Annotated in this window: 20 protein-coding genes, 1 tRNA gene and 1 pseudogene; 17 read left to right on the forward strand and 5 right to left on the reverse strand. The window is 57.3% G+C overall.

Annotated elements, in window-relative coordinates; translation table 11 throughout:
- Window positions 1–120 (forward strand): annotated as a pseudogene (locus WG915_RS07360) (IS30 family transposase); the annotation flags it as partial.
- A 152-nt stretch (window positions 121–272) separates the two neighbouring features.
- Here the strand turns inward: WG915_RS07360 and WG915_RS07365 are convergent.
- Window positions 273–839 carry a hypothetical protein gene (locus WG915_RS07365; protein WP_339564738.1) on the reverse strand — a complete coding sequence of 189 codons (567 nt, stop codon included), beginning with the start codon at window positions 837–839 and terminating at the stop codon, window positions 273–275.
- Window positions 840–860: 21 nt separating this feature from the next.
- Window positions 861–1,106 (reverse strand): hypothetical protein, encoded by a 246-nt coding sequence (locus tag WG915_RS07370; RefSeq protein ID WP_339564739.1) that lies wholly within the window; start codon window positions 1,104–1,106, stop codon window positions 861–863.
- A gap of 96 nt (window positions 1,107–1,202) precedes the next feature.
- On the opposite strand from WG915_RS07370, the gene WG915_RS07375 reads away from it, so the two are divergent.
- Window positions 1,203–1,583, forward strand: a complete 381-nt coding sequence (locus WG915_RS07375) for a hypothetical protein (protein ID WP_339564740.1) — start codon at window positions 1,203–1,205, stop codon at window positions 1,581–1,583.
- 59 nt (window positions 1,584–1,642) lie between these two features.
- Here the strand turns inward: WG915_RS07375 and WG915_RS07380 are convergent, their stop codons facing one another.
- Window positions 1,643–2,911 (reverse strand): ATP-binding protein, encoded by a 1,269-nt coding sequence (locus tag WG915_RS07380; RefSeq protein WP_339564741.1) that lies wholly within the window; start codon window positions 2,909–2,911, stop codon window positions 1,643–1,645.
- A 116-nt stretch (window positions 2,912–3,027) separates the two neighbouring features.
- The gene (locus WG915_RS07385; protein WP_339564742.1) at window positions 3,028–4,803 is read right to left on the reverse strand and encodes a hypothetical protein; all 1,776 of its coding nucleotides are present in this window, start codon (window positions 4,801–4,803) and stop codon (window positions 3,028–3,030) included.
- 96 nt (window positions 4,804–4,899) lie between these two features.
- On the opposite strand from WG915_RS07385, the gene WG915_RS07390 reads away from it, so the two are divergent.
- From WG915_RS07390 to WG915_RS07415, 7 genes are all read left to right on the forward strand, one after another.
- Entirely contained in the window at window positions 4,900–5,997 is a 1,098-nt protein-coding gene (locus WG915_RS07390; protein WP_339564743.1) for a hypothetical protein, read from the forward strand.
- A gap of 11 nt (window positions 5,998–6,008) precedes the next feature.
- Window positions 6,009–6,431 (forward strand): hypothetical protein, encoded by a 423-nt coding sequence (locus tag WG915_RS07395; RefSeq protein ID WP_339564744.1) that lies wholly within the window; start codon window positions 6,009–6,011, stop codon window positions 6,429–6,431.
- Entirely contained in the window at window positions 6,428–6,865 is a 438-nt protein-coding gene (locus WG915_RS07400) for a hypothetical protein (RefSeq protein WP_339564745.1), read from the forward strand. Before WG915_RS07395 ends, WG915_RS07400 begins: the two co-directional genes overlap by 4 nt.
- Window positions 6,866–6,986: 121 nt before the next feature.
- Window positions 6,987–7,178 carry an SMI1/KNR4 family protein gene (locus WG915_RS11605; protein ID WP_445227799.1) on the forward strand — a complete coding sequence of 64 codons (192 nt, stop codon included), beginning with the start codon at window positions 6,987–6,989 and terminating at the stop codon, window positions 7,176–7,178.
- A 79-nt stretch (window positions 7,179–7,257) separates the two neighbouring features.
- Entirely contained in the window at window positions 7,258–7,467 is a 210-nt protein-coding gene (locus WG915_RS07405) for a hypothetical protein (RefSeq protein WP_339564746.1), read from the forward strand.
- A gap of 17 nt (window positions 7,468–7,484) precedes the next feature.
- The gene (locus WG915_RS07410) at window positions 7,485–7,850 is read left to right on the forward strand and encodes a hypothetical protein (RefSeq protein WP_339564747.1); all 366 of its coding nucleotides are present in this window, start codon (window positions 7,485–7,487) and stop codon (window positions 7,848–7,850) included.
- 9 nt (window positions 7,851–7,859) lie between these two features.
- On the forward strand, window positions 7,860–8,855 hold the full coding sequence (locus tag WG915_RS07415; protein WP_339564748.1) for an SMI1/KNR4 family protein: 996 nt from the start codon (window positions 7,860–7,862) through the stop codon (window positions 8,853–8,855).
- Between the two features lie 242 nt (window positions 8,856–9,097).
- Here the strand turns inward: WG915_RS07415 and WG915_RS07420 are convergent.
- Window positions 9,098–9,180 (reverse strand) — tRNA-Leu (locus WG915_RS07420).
- A gap of 175 nt (window positions 9,181–9,355) precedes the next feature.
- Between WG915_RS07420 and WG915_RS07425 the strand changes: the two genes are divergently transcribed.
- The 8 genes from WG915_RS07425 (at window position 9,356) to crgA (ending at window position 18,689) form a co-directional block, all read left to right on the forward strand.
- On the forward strand, window positions 9,356–10,123 hold the full coding sequence (locus tag WG915_RS07425; RefSeq protein ID WP_445227800.1) for a DUF3662 and FHA domain-containing protein: 768 nt from the start codon (window positions 9,356–9,358) through the stop codon (window positions 10,121–10,123).
- Between the two features lie 6 nt (window positions 10,124–10,129).
- Window positions 10,130–10,585, forward strand: coding sequence for an FHA domain-containing protein FhaB/FipA (locus WG915_RS07430; protein WP_339564750.1), 456 nt, complete (start codon window positions 10,130–10,132; stop codon window positions 10,583–10,585).
- On the forward strand, window positions 10,586–11,971 hold the full coding sequence (locus WG915_RS07435) for a PP2C family protein-serine/threonine phosphatase (protein ID WP_339564751.1): 1,386 nt from the start codon (window positions 10,586–10,588) through the stop codon (window positions 11,969–11,971). It begins immediately after the preceding gene.
- Complete coding sequence (locus WG915_RS07440; protein ID WP_339564752.1) at window positions 11,968–13,368, forward strand: FtsW/RodA/SpoVE family cell cycle protein; 1,401 nt, start codon at window positions 11,968–11,970, stop codon at window positions 13,366–13,368. The genes WG915_RS07435 and WG915_RS07440 overlap by 4 nt, the downstream gene beginning before the upstream one ends.
- Window positions 13,369–14,817: a penicillin-binding transpeptidase domain-containing protein gene (locus WG915_RS07445; RefSeq protein WP_339564753.1), complete on the forward strand. Its 1,449-nt coding sequence runs from the start codon at window positions 13,369–13,371 to the stop codon at window positions 14,815–14,817.
- Between the two features lie 18 nt (window positions 14,818–14,835).
- On the forward strand, window positions 14,836–16,323 hold the full coding sequence (locus tag WG915_RS07450; protein WP_339564754.1) for a serine/threonine-protein kinase: 1,488 nt from the start codon (window positions 14,836–14,838) through the stop codon (window positions 16,321–16,323).
- A gap of 24 nt (window positions 16,324–16,347) precedes the next feature.
- Window positions 16,348–18,336: a Stk1 family PASTA domain-containing Ser/Thr kinase gene (pknB, locus tag WG915_RS07455; RefSeq protein ID WP_339564755.1), complete on the forward strand. Its 1,989-nt coding sequence runs from the start codon at window positions 16,348–16,350 to the stop codon at window positions 18,334–18,336.
- An 86-nt stretch (window positions 18,337–18,422) separates the two neighbouring features.
- Window positions 18,423–18,689: a cell division protein CrgA gene (gene crgA / locus WG915_RS07460; protein WP_339564756.1), complete on the forward strand. Its 267-nt coding sequence runs from the start codon at window positions 18,423–18,425 to the stop codon at window positions 18,687–18,689.
- Window positions 18,690–19,066 lie beyond the last annotated feature (377 nt).

Below are 19,066 nucleotides of genomic sequence, written 5' to 3' on the forward strand. Positions count from 1 at the left end.
ACTGCCGAGCATGTCCAGTTTGTGCAAGATGAGCTCAATGACACTCCGCGAATCGTGCTGGGTGGGTGCACTCCTCGTGAGATACTGATGAAAACACTCAATGGTGCATTCACAGCTTGACACCGCCAAGCAAGCTCGAATCAGGCCTACATCGCCCTCCTGGGCTTTTCGAGTTCTTGAAGTAGTAGTGACGGATTCGAAAGCACCCAAACCCCGATTCGCTTCCCATTCCAAGCCCCCGTGCCCAATGCCGAAAAAGGTTGCACTGGCTTTCACCAAGTAGAAGTGGAGGCGCGCGCCGCCACAATCCCCGCACATGCAAGACAGACAATCAGGCCCAGCGTGGTTGGCAGGCCAAGGGCGTCGGCAATAGCGCCAATCATGGGCGGCCCCAATAGATACGCGAGGTAGCCGACGGCACTAACTCGAGCCGTCATCGTAGCTTCCTGACCGGGGGCAACGCGACTGGCTCGGGCGATCGCTAGTGGGAACAGCGGCCCGAGGACGAGGCCAATAATGCCGATGCCCAGCACCATGACCAGCGGGTCGCCCGTACCAATGCTCAACAAGATCGCGGTCACTATCGACGCAGCACTCAGCACGAGCAGCCGCCACTCCCCGAGGCGGGCAATAGCAACGTCCCCGCTCGAGCGTGAAATGAACATGGCGACGCTGAATATCGTCAATCCCACCGCGCCCCAAGACTCAGGCCCGCCAAAATCGCGCGTGATGAGCAGCGCCGACCAGTCCGTAATGAGCCCTTCGATTAGCAGCCCACACACCGCGAGCACGCCTATCGACGTCGGCAGCAAAGCTGGCTGAACGCGCTGCGCCGTCATCTCCACCGCGTCGTTAGCTGGCTACTGCCACAACGCAGGGGCGGCAATCGCCACCAACATTGCGAGCGCCGCCGCCATAACGCAGAAATGCTCGACAACACTTGCCTTTGCGCTAGTGGCGATGACTGCGCTTCCAGCACCCGCCAGCACCCCGAGGCTGTAACCGCCATGCAGCCTGGAGAGTATCTGCACGCCACATCGCTGCTGGTAGTTGATGCCGGCGGTGTTCATCGCAACATCCAGGACTCCACTTGCCGCCCCAGCCACGGCTTCAACAAAATCTGAACTACCGTACGCCGGCTGAGGTCGAGGGAGAGTTGTGGACCGGCAACCCGAGCCATGAGATATTGGAAATCAAGGCACATGCCTAGGAACAAAACCCGGGGCACTTCAGTCGGCCCCGTTCTACACAAAGACGACGCGGTAACTAACAAAGTTCTGGCTGTCTTTGGTCGAACTGAAGCCCGCGACTTCCTTGATCTCGAAGCAATCATGAACACTGGCGATTACTGCCTACCTAAGTTAATGCACTTGGCTAAGGACTATGATCCAGGTTTCGACGCCCATTACTTCGAAGGTGCCCTGCGACAAGTCACGACAATTAGCGTTGACCGTGTTGTCGCCTACGGGGTTAGCCCAGGGGAGTGGGAGAACATCCAACACCGCACCCTTGTCTTGGCCGATGCCGTGGCCACCATGGGGTTGCCCGCAGCATCAAAATCGGCACAAAGCCGCACTCACTAAGAAGCACAAAAGTGACGAGGTCATTAATTGCCCAAAAGCAAGAATGCCGATAGTGCCACCTACCCCAGCAACGCTAGAGGCACCACAGTGACACCATCCGTTCGTCGATAAGCATCGGTGCCTGTGGTGACCACAACTTTTTCCACCAACCGATCCCCCAACTGCTCGCCGAGCCAATGCAAATGGCGAACATCGCTATCAGTCGGGGTCGGCTTCAGCTTGACTTCGAACGCAATGACCTTGCCGTCGTAGCGCTCGAGGATCAAGTCGACTTCATGGGTGCCACCTTGGGTTCTGAGATGGGCAGTATGGGCCTCCGCTGCTTGCCCGGCTGCTCGAACGGTCAGAGTCACCAGCGATTCAAACAGCTGACCAAACAACTCCCATGTTCCGGGATCCTGCGACACCAGCATCTGCGGAGTGACTCCAAGCAGTGCTGCCGCGACACCGGGATCGAAAATTTGGTGCTTCGGACCGGTAGTCAGTTTCTTGAATGGAGACCGATTTGGAAACCAAGCCGGGACGGGGTCAAGTAACCACAACGATGTCAGCGCGTCTCGATACCCCAGCGCTGCATCCTTAGAAATCTTTCCAGTATCAGCGGGCGTGGCTGCGTCGAGAATCTTGTTGTATGCGGTCGTCGTTGAGGAAGCTGCTGCATAGGCTGCCCACCACGCCCGCATGGATTCCGGCTTACGCACCATCAAGCCCTGGTCTGGGATGTCTCTATCGATGACGCGTTGAATGTATGACGCAATTGCTTGTCGACGCCCACGGCCACTCAACTTATAGATTCCAGGCAACCCAGTGGAACAAATAGCCTCGGCATAGTCAACCAACCCCCAGCTCGTGGTGCCGGATACGTTCATTCGACCTTCGAACATCTCGCTGATCAGCACCGATGGTTCGGTTTCGTCCCGCTCCGAAACAGTCAAAGGACGCATGCGCAGGCTCAAAATCCGCCCAGCTCCGGAGTGCGTGTCCGCATCACTTCGAGGTGTTGCACTTCCGGTAAGCAGGAACTTAGTCACCGTTCGATCGTCCACCTTACGACGAACCACATCCCACACTTCCGGAAGATGCTGCCATTCATCGAGACAAAGCACTTCCGCAACCGATAGTAAGTCGTCTAAACGGGCCTGCAACAGCTCCCGTTCGTTCACTCGATCAAGCTGATAGACCTTCGTGGCACGGCGCTTCGTGGTTTCCGACTTTCCCACACCCTTCGCACCATCAACAGCAATCGCCGGCGCGCCAGTCAACTCGTCGAGCTCAATATCAATGTACCGACTCAGGTATCTGCTTTCTCCAGGGTCCTTCAGTGCCATAACCAGCACCGTAGCACACTAACCGCCAGAATATCTTCATGCTAACCGCCAGATTATCCGCATACTAACCGCCAGATTATCCACTTGGCAAGAACAAGTCGGCTGACGGACTGCAATTACTCTGCGCCGACGAGATACCCAGCGACTTCGTCAAACATCAATCCGAGTGGCTTCCACGGAGGAGCACCCTCAATAAGTGGTCGAGACGCCACCGATTTCCACGCCAAATAGAGCTCGAGTTTTGGGGCCTCCATAGCAGGACCAGTGTCGCTGCGGTTATGCCACCGGCCTGGGAGGAACACTGTCCGTCCGGCATTCGTCCGCTTTTCGTGGATGACTAAGTTGGCGTCGATAAGCTCGGTAGATGCCTCTTTAAGTCGAGCCGCAGACCAATCGTTCCATCGGCGGATCCAAATATCCTTGGGAACTGTGAGCACTGCAATTTGCAGGTAGTAGCAGGCGGCATCTTCGCTGAGATTGAACCTCTGCTGAATCTTCGCTAACGCTTCAGGAGCAGACAAGCGGGGATCACGGGAAGTTAATTGGGGGTCGGTACCATTTCGAAGCCACTCAAACCACTCATCGATTTTTCCAGTTTGCACTCCCCAGGTCCCCAAATACTTTGTTGTGCCACTCAGTTTCGGATCCTGAAAATCTGCGGTGTGTTCAAGCACCTCCACAATCGTCGCCTCTGGATCCTTCCTCAAGGGATTTTCTAGCATTTCTTTCTTCATCAGTGAACCCGGTGAGTCTGGAAAAGGGTCAGGTGAAGGAATTGACTCACGAGCTAAAGCATCTGCGATTTCAAGCGCTTCCTTGGATTGCGGAGCTACATACATCGCAATATTCAAAAGTGATGTCAATTTCCGAATTGAGCCATCCACTTGATAACCAGACGACCGCAGGAGGGAACGGACAACTGCGATTTCTCCATATGTGCCATAGGCAGACTCTGCGGTAGTGAGATAATCCCAGAACTGCTCATTTGTCAGGTTGATCCACTTGGGGCCATAGCGGTGGCACCACCACTCCACAAAGGCATCAAGGTTTGGGCCACTCCGGAAATACCCGGGATGCCAAGTCAGGCCAAGCAGTAGGGAGCGAGGAGGTTCCAGCCCGTCTGGCTCATAGAACCATTGAGCAGTCGCTGCTTGGCTTGGAGTCAACCCAGTTTTCTTTAAGTCAGCCTTTTCATACTTAGATTCTGTTCGCAGGCCACCATTGGCCACCGCCGAAAATAACAAGCGTGCAGATGGCTCCGGTAACGAAGTTCGCTCCCCCACATAGTTCGATACCGCATTTAAGTCTAAGCCACCGGGGAATTCCATTGCTTGGTAGTTCTGTTGCTTTTTCCAGGCCAACAGGGTGTCCAATTCTCGGGCGAAGAGCTCGTCGGCAAGCAAGTTCTCCTTGTAAACTGGCGACTCCTCCCTGTCTAAAGCAAATGACGTAACCAGCTCGGTTCTCGGACCAGACTCTACGGGAAGCCCTGCGCAAAGTTGCCGCGCATAGAGCTCGTGAAAGCCGGAGTCGATTGTCCACCTCAGCGCAGCGATCAGCTGTCTTGCGGTTTCCTCGGCAACCGTCGGAGACGACAGCAGGAAAAGCCATGTCTTGTCCCGCCCAAGCAGAGCTCGAAAAGAGTCTTCAAGAGGCCTACCCGACTCGAGACGCGCGAAAGTCTCTTCGGGGCGAAACGCCACTTCACGTGACCAATAATCCTGATATGTAATCAGGGCCAACGCCGCCTTGTCGACAACCTTCGGAAATTCAATGCCCATGGGCCTGAACCTTACCCCGGGTATGTTGACCTGACCACGGAAGCTAGGGTCACTGCCATACATGTCATAACTGCAGTTGAAAACACGAAAACAAAAGAAACCGGAGGTCACTCCCTCTTTCAAGTTTGTGATCTCCGGTCCTTGCAGTTCGTGAACCGCTCACTGTGGGCGAAGGGGTGTCTAGTTCCATGACATAGTTCCTATTCGGTGTCTCGAGGCTTCACAGCCAACGCCGACCAAGCAGCAAGCTACGCCGCAGCCGCACACCAATCCGCCAACGAAGCCGCCTCATCAGCAGCTGATGCGCGCGCCTCCGCAGTCGCCGCCGGCAAGGATGCTGACCTGGCGGCACAAGCCGCAGACGAGGCTTATCGGATTGCGATGGACAAATGGCATGCCGAGCAGGTAGAGATCCAAGCAGCCCAAGACCTAAGCGCAGACGCAGGGGAAGGTATTGAGGCCCCCCCTGGGGTTCTTGAAATCCTTAAAGAGCAGATAGGTAAGGAAGCACTCGACCTGATTCTTGATTTGATTGGTGTCACTGACGCAATCAACTGTTTCAAAGGAGACATTGCCGGATGTTTGTGGACAGCAGTGAACTTCTTACCCGTTGGAAAGCTCCTCAAGGCTGGCAAAGCAGTTTCAGCGGTAAGGAAGCTGCTGGGCCAAGTGCCGGAAATCAGGAAGGCGCTTGAAGCAAGGAAGGTATGGACTGCAAACAAGCTCGAAGCAGCACGAAGCATCCCTTCATGTCCTTTGACGTCTGCTGTTCGCCTGGATCGACCAGCGTGGTCCTTTAACTTCGGTAATTCCCATAAAACATCGACAGACCGAGGCACACCAAGCTTTGCATTCGTTGCGCTCAAATGCTCCATTTTTCCACCTGGTGGCAAGGGATTCCGCGGGGGCCACTACACAAATCTTTCAACATCCAATGTTCGTAAAGCACCTGGTGTGGAATACGTCTCATTCGAACGGCATCATATTGTCGCCCAATCGGTTATGCGGAATGTGCGCTCCGATCTTCCCGGTGATCTGAGCGAGTATAAAGGCCCCGCCATTCAGATGCTCCCTGAAGACCACGCTCAAACTCTTTCATTTAAGAATGGTACAGGCTCCAAAGAATACAGGGCTTACCAGGAAGAACTAATCCAAAGTGGTCGTACCGATGAAATTTTTGAGATTGAATACCGCGATATCGAAGAAAAGTTCCCTGGCAAGTACACAGATGCTCTAAATGAGATGCTGGACTACGCTTTGGAAAAGGGTTTCATGAAAAAGGACTTTAGAACTACAGAAGTTTAGGAGACTTCACAATGGATTTTGAACTCAGCTTCTTCGAAGCACTCAGCCCAGGAGAATCACCAGAAAGCTACGCATCATGCCTAGCCAAAATCGACATTGAGGATCGAACATGGATACACCCGAAACTCGGGGCTGTTATCAGAGGATATACAGAAATCGAAGGCAAGCAACGACTCCTTCAAGGCTCGATAAAGAACCGAAGAGTATTCGACCTTGAGCTCTCTGAATTCGAACCCAATGACACCTTGCTCGGAATTCCCCTCAAGCTCAGGGCTATCCCGTTTCATAAGGCCCTGCACGCACAAGGGATACCAGCGCATATCGACGAAGAGAAGATTAGCCTGGATAACGCCCCCATCGAGATCTACTACGAAAAAGGAAAACTCTCCTCCATCGTCTGGACAGCCTTTCCCACCACACAAGGAACCCCATGAACTTCACCACCGACTACACGCTGCCGTTTCCCCTCGGCGGCACACTCGATGACGCCATCAAAGCCTGCCTGGACAGTCAACAACCAGCAGACGACGAACTCGAAGCCTGGATTGACATCCCCGACAGAGACAACGACGAAGAATATTCGTTGGTAGTCAGCCGAATCGAAGACAACACCTGCGTCACTGTTGCCCTCACCGACATCTACCGCGACACCTTCCTCGGCCTGTGCCTTGATCCCCGAAAAACAACCGATGAAGAGTTCGCCGCTGGCCTTAAGAGCCAAGGGATCAACGCGATAGTTCAATTCGGGGAAATCATCCTGCCCGATCACCTGATCACCATTGTCCTCAACGAAACGATCACCTGGTGGGATCGGACATACTGGGGCTTCGAGGGCTTCCGCAACGAAACAATCGCTGAGCAACCCTGACCATGCCCTGCCAAGCCTCTACCTCTCACTGATTCCTAGGTGCCGCCTGTATCCAGAACCGAATAGCATTGGTTCCAGATACAGGCGGCTACTCCATTTCCCACGTGACAAGAAAATTTAAATGGTCGACTTTACAAAACTCTTCAGCACATGTGCTGAACCATGTTCGCAACAGCGGCTGCAGGACATCGAATCAAACATCGGCATGACCCTGCCCGAGGACTATCGCCACATAATCCACACAACAGGCGGGGCAACTCGCCTACGAAAAGCGCTTCTTCCCGGCCCAGCTAGATGCCTTTGGATTCCCTGATGGTTTCGCACTGTGGGGTTTCTTCGGAAACGGATCCTACACTGGCACAAAGAACAACCTCGATGAAGAAGGCCCCTACATGGCACTGGCATGGGAGCTGCCCGAGGGTGTTCTGCCCATCTCCCTCGTAGACGGCTCTGCCTCCAGTTTCGTTGCACTCAACCGTGACCGCAAAGAATTCCCACCCAATTCAGTCCTCTTCGTCGATGCAGAAATCGAGGACATCGTGTGCCTTGCGGATGATTTCGAGAGCTTCATCTCCCAACTTGGGAAAAGCCCGTACGTGTAAGACAAAGTGATACCAGCGTGCTGGAGGTAGCCCTCATCCTTGTGACTTCCTCTCGGCAGGTTAGCGAGCTGGATATTCTCCGAAGACACGGTGAATTTTCCAGTCGCCGCATTGATGACTTCCCGCAAATAGCCACAGCTCTTTTCGGATTCACTCTTCCCGGGAAAACAATCGCGGGCCCTGGCTCTATGGACATCGTGTTCACAAGGTGGTGGGACTTCCGGCTCAAAGAGGGCAAAATCATCCCAACCGACCAGGGATACGTTCTAGAACCGGGTTACCGCGCTCAGCTAATTGATGAGCTCCGCGAAGCACTCGCACGCCAGAGACTAGGATTCTTCAAGGATTACATCACCAAGTTCCACGACCAACGCACACACTAAGAGAACCCAATGTTTAAACGCTACAAGAAGTACTTCGACTCCCTCGGCACCCCGGCGAACGCGAAACGTATCAAAGACATCGAAGCGGCACTCGGGCGTGAACTACCTGCCGCATACCGTGATGTGATCAAGCAAACCGGTGGCGGACAATTGGCCGAAAAATACTGCATGATCACCGGCATCGACTCAGATAACGTCGACCCCGAAGGAATCATGATCGACTGCATCCTCGGCAACGGCCACACCGACAGCGGCACCAACCTCGATCTTGCCGAGTACGCACCATTCCTCATGGACGAATGGGACCTCCCCAACGGCGTGCTTTTGTGCGCCATTTCTGAAGACGGCATGCACCAATGCTTCGCCATCAACTACGAATTAGCGGAGTTTGCACCGCTGGGTGTGCTCTACATCGACACCGACCCGGATGGGGAGATCCTCCAGATCGCTGACTCCTTCGAGGATTTCCTTAGCATGCTGGCACCGCACCCAGACCTGTCCAAAGAAGCACCCGACTATAAAGGGCTTGCTATTGAAGGCGTCTTGCATGGGCCGATCAATGAAGAACTACGAGCAGTCATCGATGCCACGGGGGTCGATGATCTCGAAGACATCCTCCGGTACTTAGGTTTGCCGATGGCAAAGGCACTTGCAGGCCGAATCGAGCATGATCCGAAAGGAAAACGCTTCTTGGACGTACTGTACTGGGCCGTCCAACACGTACAGCCACACCACAGTGGGGCAAGCTTTTTTGGATGGCCTGATTCGGAAGGCAACGAGATGCCTACTCCAAATCTTAGTTCAATGTCCCGAGGCTCGTTCGTCGCCCCCGGTGGAATAGCAAACTTCAATACCAACCTTGGAACATGTGAAGCGTGGTTTATGTTCCACGAGCGAGAAGGTGTGCTCACTAAAACTGAGAAAGGCTACATTCTCAGCGACGAGTATGCCCTGCCTATTCTCGAGGAAACACGGCAGAAGATGCGGGAAGAAAAATTCGGCTAGCTATCACGACAGCCGGTTCACCAGTGACATAATCCACACACCTCATGATATCGAGTAGGTACTATCTTCCATTCAAATCCGAGTAGAAGGCAGCACTTTTCCACTCATTGTGGGACTTGCATCCGCAAGTCCCCACTCCCCAGTCCGATACACTAGCGAACACGAAAACAAAAGAAACCGGAGGTCACTCCCTCTTTCGAGTTTGTGATCTCCGGTCCTTGCGGTTCGTGAACCGCTCACTGTGGGCGAAGGGGGACTTGAACCCCCACGTCCTTACGGACACTGGCACCTGAAGCCAGCGCGTCTGCCATTCCGCCACTCGCCCGAGTGACTCAAAAACCTAAGCATTTGCGACTCACCTAATTTAGCATGTTGCCTTAGAGAATCAACAAATCGCCTGTTCAGCATGACAAAACCCCAAGAGAAAGTTAGGACATGGGGAACAAACCCCTATACTGGACACGTTGTAGCTAGAGAAGGGAGGTGTGCTCGTGGGTTTGATGGATCGATTCGCTCGTTTGGATTCTGCGATGCAGCGTGGGCTGGATAACGGCCTGGCCAGGGTTTTTGGTGGTCGCGTTGTGCCGCCGGAGATTGAGGAAGCGCTGAAACAGGAGGCGGAGGATAACCGCGTACATACGTATGAGGGTTATGTGGAGGCGCCGAATGTGTTTAGGGTGCTGGTATCCGAGCAGGATCGAGAGAACTTAAACGAGCATCACCCCTCACTGGCGGCAGATTTTTCTGATCAGATGGCCCGCCATATCCGTAATCAGGGTTGGACGGCTCTCGGCCCGGTGGTGGTCACTATTGCGGCTGATGAGTCACTGAAGACGGGTCAACTGAAGGTGGAATCGGAGTCCGACGGTGATGTTGAATTGCCGGCGCCGCCTCCCGTTAAAGCAGCACCAACCCCTATGAAGCAGCCACGTGTGGAGGAAGCTATGGACGTCGAGAAGCAAGCACCGCAGCAGACCCAGCACCTTAATCTGTTGCTGCAGGACGGATCCAGCCGCACCTATGCGGTGAAGGAAGGCTCCAACATCATTGGGCGCGGGTCGGAGGCGGACCTGCGGCTGCCTGACACTGGGGTGAGCCGCGAGCATGCGGAGATCTCCTGGGATGGCGCGGACGCCGTCCTGACTGACCTGCAATCCACGAACGGCACCACTGTTAATGACATGCAGGTGGATAATTGGATGCTTGCCGATGGCGACGTGATTACGCTGGGGCATTCGCGCATCGAAGTCCGAATCACGAAGGGATAGCAGCTCATGGATGTCGGTATTCTGCTCATTTTCCGCATCGGCCTGCTCGTGCTGCTGTGGCTGTTCATCTTGGGTGTCATGCGCGCGCTCCGCACCGATGCCAACGTTGCAGCTGGCCCGGCGGTGAGCAATAGCGCACTGCCACTGCCCAAGCTGGGTAATAAGGGCGCCCCGCACCTGCTGAAGGTCATTGAGGGCCCACTGATGGGTTCTCACATGGACATCAGCACCCTGCAAGATCTCACCCTTGGCCGCAGTCAAGACGCGGACTTTGTTGTCGGGGATGATTATGCCTCCGGCCGCCACGCGCGCCTGTTCAAGCGGGGCAACGATTGGTTCGTGGAGGATCTGGATTCCCGCAACGGCACCTATGTGGCTGGCATGCGCATCGAGCAGCCGGAACGTGTTCGCCCTGGCACCGACATCAAAATTGGACGTACCACCGTCAGGTTGGAGCCATAAATGCTAAAGCTTAACTACACCGTCGCTTCAGACCGTGGCCTCGTGCGAGGCAATAATGAGGACTCCGCCTACGCCGGCCCCTACCTGCTCGCGCTTGCCGACGGCATGGGCGGGCACGCCGCTGGCGAGGTAGCCTCCCAGCTCATGATTGACCACCTGCGTGCCTTGGATGCTGACCCCGCAGACAATGACATGCTCGCCCTGTTGGGCTCCGTCGCAGACGATGCCAACATGTCGATCGCGGAACGCATCAAATCCAATCCCGAAACCGCAGGAATGGGCACTACCTGCACCACGTTGATGTTCGACGGCACTCAATTCGGGATGCTGCATGTCGGCGATTCCCGTGGCTACCGGCTGCGGGACGGCAAGCTGGAACGCATCACGCGGGATGACACCTACGTCCAATCCCTCGTAGATGAAGGTTCCCTGGATGCCGAGGATATCTCCACGCACCCACAGCGTTCCCTGATCCTCAAGGCCTACACCGGCCACCCGGTGGAGCCAACCCTCGGGATGCTTGACGCCAAGGTGGGCGACCGCATCCTGCTGTGCTCTGATGGTCTTTCAGACCCTGTCACCCATTCCACGATTGAAACCGCCCTCGCAGAAGGCACCCCCCGGGAAGCCGCTGTTCGACTCATCGAACTGGCGCTGCGCTCCGGCGGGCCAGACAACGTCACTGTGGTCATCGCGGATGTCATCGATTCCGAGGCCTACGATGGCCCAGCACTGCCCATCACCCCGATGACCGCAGGCGCGCTCAATGCGGGCGATCCCGAGGATCCCCGCCCTAATACCGCCGCGGGCCGGGCCGCCACCATGGTCGAGCGCGCCAAGCAGGAACGCCAACCGCAGACCATCAGCCCCTCTGGGGAGGTCACCAACCAGCTCACCGAGATCCCAGAGGCCGCCCGGCAGAAGCGGCGCAAGCCCTGGCTCGGCCTGCTGATCGCCATCATCGTGCTCGCACTGTTGGCGGCGGCAGGCTGGTTCGCGTTAGAAAAGGGCAAAGAGAACTTTTATGTAAACACCGACGAACACGAACAAATCGTGATCGAACAAGGCTTCAATACCTCCCTGTTTGGCAAGGACCTCCACTCGGTCTACCAGCAGGCCTGCCTGGACAAGGACGCCAAGCTGAAGGTGGTGAACCAGGGCGCGGCCGATTGCACGCCGTTCGTGGTCAATGACCTGAAGCCAGATGCTCGCTCCTCCCTCAGCTCAATGCCTAGTGGGAACTATGACGAGGTCATGCAGCAAGTCACCCGGCTGTCCGGCGAGCTCCTGCCAGAGTGCATCAAACGCGATAACGCCAACCCTGATGAGTCCCTGGCCGGCGACCTCAACACCCCGGGCGTGAACTGCCGGGAGGTGGCCAAGTGAGTATTTTCTCCCGCCTCACAATGCGACGCACCGAGTTTGGACTGCTCATTCTCGCCGCAATCCTCATCGCGGTGGCAATGGTGAATCTTGAGGTCTCCCTCGGCAACGAGTTGACCCGGGAAGTGCTGTACATCGTGTTCGGATACGTCGGCGTATTCACCATTGCGCACCTGGCGCTGTGTTTTCTCGCGCCCTATGCCGACCAAATTATGCTGCCCGTAGCCGCCCTGCTCAACGGGTTAGGGCTGATAATGATCTATCGCCTGGACTCCGCCCTGGGGAACTCCATGGCCACGCGCCAAGTGATGTGGACGCTGGTCGGCGTAGTGCTGATGGTGGTGGTGCTTGCGTTCATCCGTGACCACAAAATCCTCTCGCGCTTTTCCTATCTCCTCGGCGCCATTGGCCTAGTGCTTCTCGCCTTGCCGATGGCGTGGCCCATCCAGCCCGAGACCGCCGCGGATGCCAAGATCTGGATCACGCTCGGCCCATTTTCCATTCAGCCCGGCGAGTTCTCCAAGATCCTGCTGTTGCTGTTCTTCGCCCAGCTCCTGGTGAATAAGCGCGCCCTGTTCACGGTGGCGGGTTACCGGATATTCGGCATGGAGTTTCCGCGACTGCGTGACCTCGCGCCGATCTTGCTGGTGTGGGCCATCGCCCTGCTCATCATGGCCGGCGAGAATGACTTCGGCCCTGCCCTGTTGCTCTTTGCTACCGTGCTCGGCATGCTCTACCTGGCAACCAGCCGGGCTTCATGGCTGCTCATTGGCGTGGTGCTGGTGGCCATCGGCGGATTTGGCGTGTACCAAATCTCCGACAAAATCCAGAACCGCTTCAGCCTATTCCTGGACCCAGTGGGCAACTGGGATACCAGCAGTCAGCTGGCCCAAGCCCTCTTTGGAATGTCCTGGGGCGGCATCATGGGTTCCGGGCTCGGACAGGGCTACCCACACATCGTGCCGGTCGCTTGGTCTGATTTCATCCTCTCCACCATTGGTGAGGAACTGGGCCTGATCGGCCTGGCAGCCGTCCTGGTCCTGTTCACCATCTTTGTGTCCCGTGGCATGCGCACTGCGCTGCTGGTGAAGGACTCCTACGGCAAGTTGGTTGCCGCTGGTTTGTCCCTCACCCTGGCCATCCAGATCTTCGTGGTCACCGGCGGTATCTCCGCTCTCATGCCGATGACCGGCCTGACCACCCCTTTCATGTCCGCCGGCGGTTCCTCGCTCATGGCTAACTACATCCTGCTGGGCCTGATCCTGCGAATCTCTGATTCGGCCAGCCGCCCAGCACAGGTCCCAGTTGCCGGAGGTCTGCCGGTGGGCAATGGAGCGGACGTCGATAATGCGCCTGCCCCACTTGGCACCGATACTTCTTTCCACCAGGCGGTGCGATAAATGAACCGAGCTATCCGAAATACCGCGATCTTCGCGCTCCTGATGTCCCTTGTCCTCCTGGTCAACCTCTCGGTAGTGCAGGTGTTCAAAGACAAGGACTACGCCAAGAACGACCTCAACCGCCGCGGCCTCTATGAAATGAAATCTGTGCCGCGTGGCCAAATCTCGGCCGGCGGCCAGGTGTTGGCGCAGTCGGTCAAGGGCGCAGATGATTTCTACGTGCGGCAATACCCGAATGACGTACAACCTTATGGCGCGACCCTCGGGTATCTCTCTGACGTGTACGGCGCCTCGGGGATCGAGTCCTCCTATAACGGTGTGCTGAGCGGCACCGACCCTTCACTGTTCGCCGCCCGCTGGTGGGACACCCTCAGCGGCAAGGAGAAGTCGGGCGCCTCCGTAAAGCTCACCCTGGAACCTGCCGTGCAACAAGCCGCCTACGAGGGTCTGACGAGCCGCGGCTACCAGGGTTCCGTGGTGGCTATCCGGCCGAAGACCGGCGAGATCCTCGCCATGGCCTCTACCCCGTCCTATGATCCTGCACTGATCGCAGATCCGAACACGGCAGAGGACACCTGGGCCGCACTGCAAAACCAGGAGGGGGCACCGATGCTCAACCACGCCTCCCAGGAGACACTGCCCCCAGGCTCCACCTTCAAGGTGATCACAACCGCCGCCGGCCTGGAGAGCGGATACACTGCCGATTCCTCCGTCACCGGCGCCCGCCAAATCACGCTGCCGAACACCAACACCACCTTGGAAAACTATGGTGGCCAGTCCTGCGGTGGTAGCAGCACCACCCTGCGCCAGGCCTTCGCCAAATCCTGCAACACGGCCTTTGTAGAAATGGGCATCAACGTGGGCGATCAGGCGCTGAGTAAGGCCGCCGAGAACTTCGGCGTGGATGACAACTATGACCTCGGGGTCCCAATGACCCAAGGCACCATCGGCGACCTGTCGGATGCGGCTGCGCGGGGACAGTCGTCGATAGGCCAGCGCGACGTCTCCCTATCCGTGCTGCAAAACGCCGTGGTCGCAGCCACCGTGGCCAATGGTGGCAAGCGGATGGAGCCACACCTTGTTTCCGAGATTCTCGGCAGCGATTTGAAGTCGCTGAAGAAGACCAAAGCGAAGGAGCTGAATGAGGCTGTTTCCCCGGAAATCGCTAAGACGCTGACCGAGCTGATGCGCGGTTCAGAGAAAATGACCTCGGGTTATACCGGCGCGGACATCGCTTCCAAGACCGGTACCGCCGAGCATGGCGAAGATTCCCGTAACTCTAACCCGCACGCTTGGTATATAGCCTTTGGACCATCCCAGGATGCGGATGTTGCAGTAGCCGTCGTGGTGAAGAACGGCGGCAACCGCGGCCAGGCCGCAACCGGTGGTTCCGTTGCCGCTCCCATCGGCCGCGAAGTCATCGATGCTGCGCTACGGAATGCGCGCTAGCGCAGAAAGGACTCTTCCATGACCTCCTCGTACAACACCGACGGCATCGAAGCCCTCCAGGAACTGATTGGCCCGGACTACCGGCTGCAGTGGATCATTGGGCACGGTGGCATGTCCACAGTGTGGCTTGCCGACGACGTCCGCAATGCCCGTGAGGTGGCCATCAAGGTCCTGCGTCCCGAGTTCTCGGACAACCAGGAATTCCTCAGCCGCTTCCGCAACGAAGCCACCACCGCCGAGAGCATCCAGCACCCCAATGTGGTGGCGACCTACGACTACCGCGAGCTTGTCGACGACCGTGGCCGCAACTTCTGCTTCATCGTCATGGAATTCGTCCGCGGCGAATCCCTCGCAGATCTGATTGCCCGGGAAGGCAAGCTCCCCGAAGAGCGCGCCCTGAATCTGCTGGAGCAGGCCGCGCACGGCCTCGGCACGATCCACGCTATGCACCTGGTGCACCGCGACATCAAGCCGGGCAATATCATGATCACACCGGAAGACCGCGTGAAGATCACCGACTTCGGCATCGCAAAGGCCGCGGCCGCAGTGCCACTCACGCGCACCGGCATGGTGGTTGGCACCGCCCAGTATGTTTCCCCGGAGCAGGCGCAGGGCCACAATGTCACCGCCGCCTCCGATATTTATTCCCTTGGCGTAGTGGGATACGAGCTGCTTTCCGGCGCTCGCCCTTTCAGTGGCGACTCCTCCGTTTCGGTGGCCATCTCACACATCAAGGATGCGGCCCCGCCGCTGGATACGACAGTGTCCGCCCCGGCGCGCGAGCTCATCGCCGTCGCGTTGCGCAAGGATGCGACGCGTCGCTTCCCGGAGGGATCCGCCTTCGCCGCCGCAATTTCGCAGGTACGCCTGGGGCAGCCGCCGCGTGATCCGAGCCCACAGCCGGTCGCGGAGACCACCCCCTATGCTCCAACAAATGCACAGACCACTGTCATGCCGGTGGGTACGCCTGCGGAAGTACTGCAGCAGGCCGCCCCGACTGGGGTTCCTAGCAGCCACCTCCCGGGCGCCGTCGGTACTGCGGGAGCGGCTGGCGCTGCGAAAACCCAGCAAGGTGGCAAGGGTGGTTGGATCGCAGCTGGCCTGCTGTTAGCGATGCTCATAGGTGGCGGTGGCGCGTGGGCGCTGCGCACCATGAGCAACGATCCGCAACCTTCGCCGGCACCGGCTACCTCCTCGGTTGCACCGGCGACCACTGCGCCGACAACGAGCCTTGCACCGAAGACCTCTAAGTCGACCTCGCCACAGGAAACGGTCACGCAGTCCGTACCGCAGGCGACGACGATCTATGAAACCACGGAGCCGTCCTCGGAGGCTCCGAGCAGCCAATCAAAGGCGACGAAGACGAAGGAAACTAAGACCAAGGAATCGAAACCAAAGACTACGGAGCCACAGGTTTCCATCTCGGAGGCACCACTGCCTTCCCAGACCGTGGACCTTGGGATTCCCAATTTAGGCACGATGCCTAATAATGTACAGAACAACTAATAGACTAGGGAGGAGGATCGGCACATGACTGCACACGCGCTCGGCTCACGTTACGAGCTCGGGGAAATGATCGGCACCGGCGGTATGTCGGATGTCTATCGCGCCAAGGACACGCTGCTGGGGCGCGATGTCGCCGTGAAGATTATGCGTGCCGACCTCGCCCGCGACGAAGGCTTCCGGGAGCGCTTCCGCCGCGAAGCTCAAAATGGCGGCAGCCTGAACCATCCGGCCATCGTTGCCGTCTATGACACCGGTGATACCGAAATCCACGGCACCACTGTCCCCTACATTGTGATGGAGTTGGTGACGGGCAAAACGCTGCGCGCCATCATCCGCGACGATTCGCCTATCCTGCCCGCCGACGCCGCAAAAATGCTGGCACCAGTGTGCGAAGCCCTGCAGGTGAGCCACGATGCCGGCATCATCCACCGCGATATCAAGCCTGCGAACATCATGATCACGCCCGTCGGCGACATCAAGGTGATGGACTTCGGCATTGCCCGCGCGCTAGGCGACGCCACCTCCGCGATGACCGCTACCGCTGCCGTCATCGGTACCGCGCAATACCTCTCCCCAGAGCAGGCTCGCGGTAAGAGCGCGGATGTGCGCTCGGATATCTACGCCACTGGCTGCGTGCTCTATGAATTGCTCACCGGGCGCCCGCCATTTTCCGGCGACAGCCCCCTGGCAATCGCGTATCAGCATGTCCAGGAAGATCCGACCCCGCCTTCTGAACTCATTTCGAACCTGTCCCCGACTGCCGCCGTGAACATCGATGCGGTGTGCTTGACCGCCATGGCTAAGCACCCGGATGACCGGTATCAGACCGCTGCGGAGTTCGCGGAGGATTTGCGTCGTATCCAGCGAGGCGCCGTGGCATTGGCAGCCCGCAACCATCTGAGCATCGACCCGATCCCCACCCCGGTCCCTGCTGACCCACCAACCCAAGTCTTTTCCGAGCCGGTCACCGTGGCGACCCGTCAAGAGCCGTCGCGTGGGGCGGTTTCCCCGCTCACGCCGGCACCACCAATTTCCGCGGCTCAGCATTACAAGGAGCAGGAACGCAAGAGCCCGTGGGGTGCGGTGCTGGGAACCCTCGCTGTCCTCGCGTTGCTCGGCGGTGGCGGTTACTTCGCCTACACCCAGTTCAGTGATGGTGCTGGCACTTCCCAACGAACCTTTCAGAACGTAGCCATTCCGAATGTGGCTAATCAGCCAGAGGCCAGCGCGGTCGCCCAGCTGGAGAAGTTGGGCCTCCAAGTGGAACACAAGGAAGAATCCAGCCCGACGGTTCCAAAGGGGTCCGTCATTGCCACCAACCCAGCATCAGGCTCCCAAGTCCGGGCCGGGGCGACAGTTACGCTCATCGTTTCCTCCGGCAAGGAGATCATTGAGGTTCCTGACCTCGAAGGCCTGACCACGGCTGCCGCGGCCACCGCGCTTTCCGACGCCGGGTTGCAGCTGGACAACGCCGTGAAAGAAGAAGACTCGGACACGGTGCCTAAGGGGCAGGTCATGGAGCAATCGCCAGGGGCAGGCTCCCAGGTGTCCAAGGGCTCTAAGGTGTCCATCAAGATCTCCAAGGGCGTTGAGGAAGTCCGGGTTCCGAACATTGAGGGCATGAAGTGGGATTCCGCAGAGTCCAACCTGACCTCCCTCGGTTTTGTCCCACAAGTAAAGGTTGTGGATTCCAACGAGCCGGCCGGCACGGTGATCTCGCTCGCCGAGTCAGGGCAAACGCTGCCCAAGGGCTCGCAGGTGACGGTGACAGTGTCCAATGGGGCTGCGGTCAGCGCGCCTTCGCTGACCGGGATGACGGTGCCACAGGCACTGCGTGCGCTACGTGCAGCGGGTTGGACGGCTCCGGAGACTTCACTACAACAGCGACGCGTTGCCACCACCGCGCTGGTGGATCAAGGCAAAATCGCGAAGCAGGATCCAGCCGCGGGCAAGAAGCTGAGCAAGGATTCCCTTGTTTATGTGGACGTCTATGAATTCCAATTGCTCCCTTAGGGGCGATAATGGCGCGACCTTATTGCCGGACTATGCCCCAACTGGCACAATGAGACCGCAACAGAACTTGAATGAAAGTGTGAACGATGCCTAAAGCAAAAGTCTCCAAGTCCACCGCCCCGGTGAGCTCTACCGCTACTAACCGCACCCCGGTGAAAATCAGCTCCTCGGGTACGCCACTCTGGTACAAGATCATCATGTTTGGCTTGATGATCATCGGACTGCTGTGGCTGGTAGTTAATTATCTAGCAGGCATGGATATCGCCTTTATGCGCGAGCTAGGACCGTGGAACTACGGCATCGGCTTCGGATTCTTCATCCTGGGGCTTTTGATGACGATGGGCTGGCGTTAGCCCCCACCGCTATTCCCCCTGCCGGACCTTGGGTTCGGTTGGGACGTCTCACTGTTGATTCGTCCCAACCAGATCCAAGGTCCGGCTTCTTTTGAACTGTATGTAAATGCCATTGTTGTAATTCCACCCCAGCGATGTGTACACACCCCTGCCGATCAAGTTATCCACAGGCTGGGGATAAGTTTGTGCATAGTTAAACAACTGCCAACCTTTCACAATTCCACAGGCGGTGGATAAACCTGTGCACAACTTTGTCGGCATCGGTCTTGTGTTCTAATCTAGGCGCAAATTCACTGCTAATTCTCACCCATTCGAAACTGCAGGCGTAAATTACAAGAATGTAGTTATCCACACTGTGGACAACTCCTGTGTATAAC

The organism is Corynebacterium sp. H128 (assembly GCF_037482625.1).
Classification (GTDB): Bacteria; Actinomycetota; Actinomycetes; order Mycobacteriales; family Mycobacteriaceae; genus Corynebacterium.

Coding starts and splice junctions, on each gene's coding strand:
- pknB (WP_339564755.1), top strand. CDS start 16,348: ATGACTGCACACGCGCTCGGCTCACGTTACGAGCTCGGGGAAATGATC.
- WG915_RS07400 (WP_339564745.1), top strand. CDS start 6,428: ATGAACTTCACCACCGACTACACGCTGCCGTTTCCCCTCGGCGGCACA.
- WG915_RS07430 (WP_339564750.1), top strand. CDS start 10,130: ATGGATGTCGGTATTCTGCTCATTTTCCGCATCGGCCTGCTCGTGCTG.
- WG915_RS07450 (WP_339564754.1), top strand. CDS start 14,836: ATGACCTCCTCGTACAACACCGACGGCATCGAAGCCCTCCAGGAACTG.
- crgA (WP_339564756.1), top strand. CDS start 18,423: ATGCCTAAAGCAAAAGTCTCCAAGTCCACCGCCCCGGTGAGCTCTACC.
- WG915_RS07380 (WP_339564741.1), bottom strand. CDS start 2,911: ATGGCACTGAAGGACCCTGGAGAAAGCAGATACCTGAGTCGGTACATT.
- WG915_RS07435 (WP_339564751.1), top strand. CDS start 10,586: ATGCTAAAGCTTAACTACACCGTCGCTTCAGACCGTGGCCTCGTGCGA.
- WG915_RS07365 (WP_339564738.1), bottom strand. CDS start 839: ATGACGGCGCAGCGCGTTCAGCCAGCTTTGCTGCCGACGTCGATAGGC.
- WG915_RS07445 (WP_339564753.1), top strand. CDS start 13,369: ATGAACCGAGCTATCCGAAATACCGCGATCTTCGCGCTCCTGATGTCC.
- WG915_RS07415 (WP_339564748.1), top strand. CDS start 7,860: ATGTTTAAACGCTACAAGAAGTACTTCGACTCCCTCGGCACCCCGGCG.
- WG915_RS11605 (WP_445227799.1), top strand. CDS start 6,987: ATGGTCGACTTTACAAAACTCTTCAGCACATGTGCTGAACCATGTTCG.
- WG915_RS07425 (WP_445227800.1), top strand. CDS start 9,356: ATGGATCGATTCGCTCGTTTGGATTCTGCGATGCAGCGTGGGCTGGAT.
- WG915_RS07375 (WP_339564740.1), top strand. CDS start 1,203: ATGCCTAGGAACAAAACCCGGGGCACTTCAGTCGGCCCCGTTCTACAC.
- WG915_RS07405 (WP_339564746.1), top strand. CDS start 7,258: ATGGCACTGGCATGGGAGCTGCCCGAGGGTGTTCTGCCCATCTCCCTC.
- WG915_RS07395 (WP_339564744.1), top strand. CDS start 6,009: ATGGATTTTGAACTCAGCTTCTTCGAAGCACTCAGCCCAGGAGAATCA.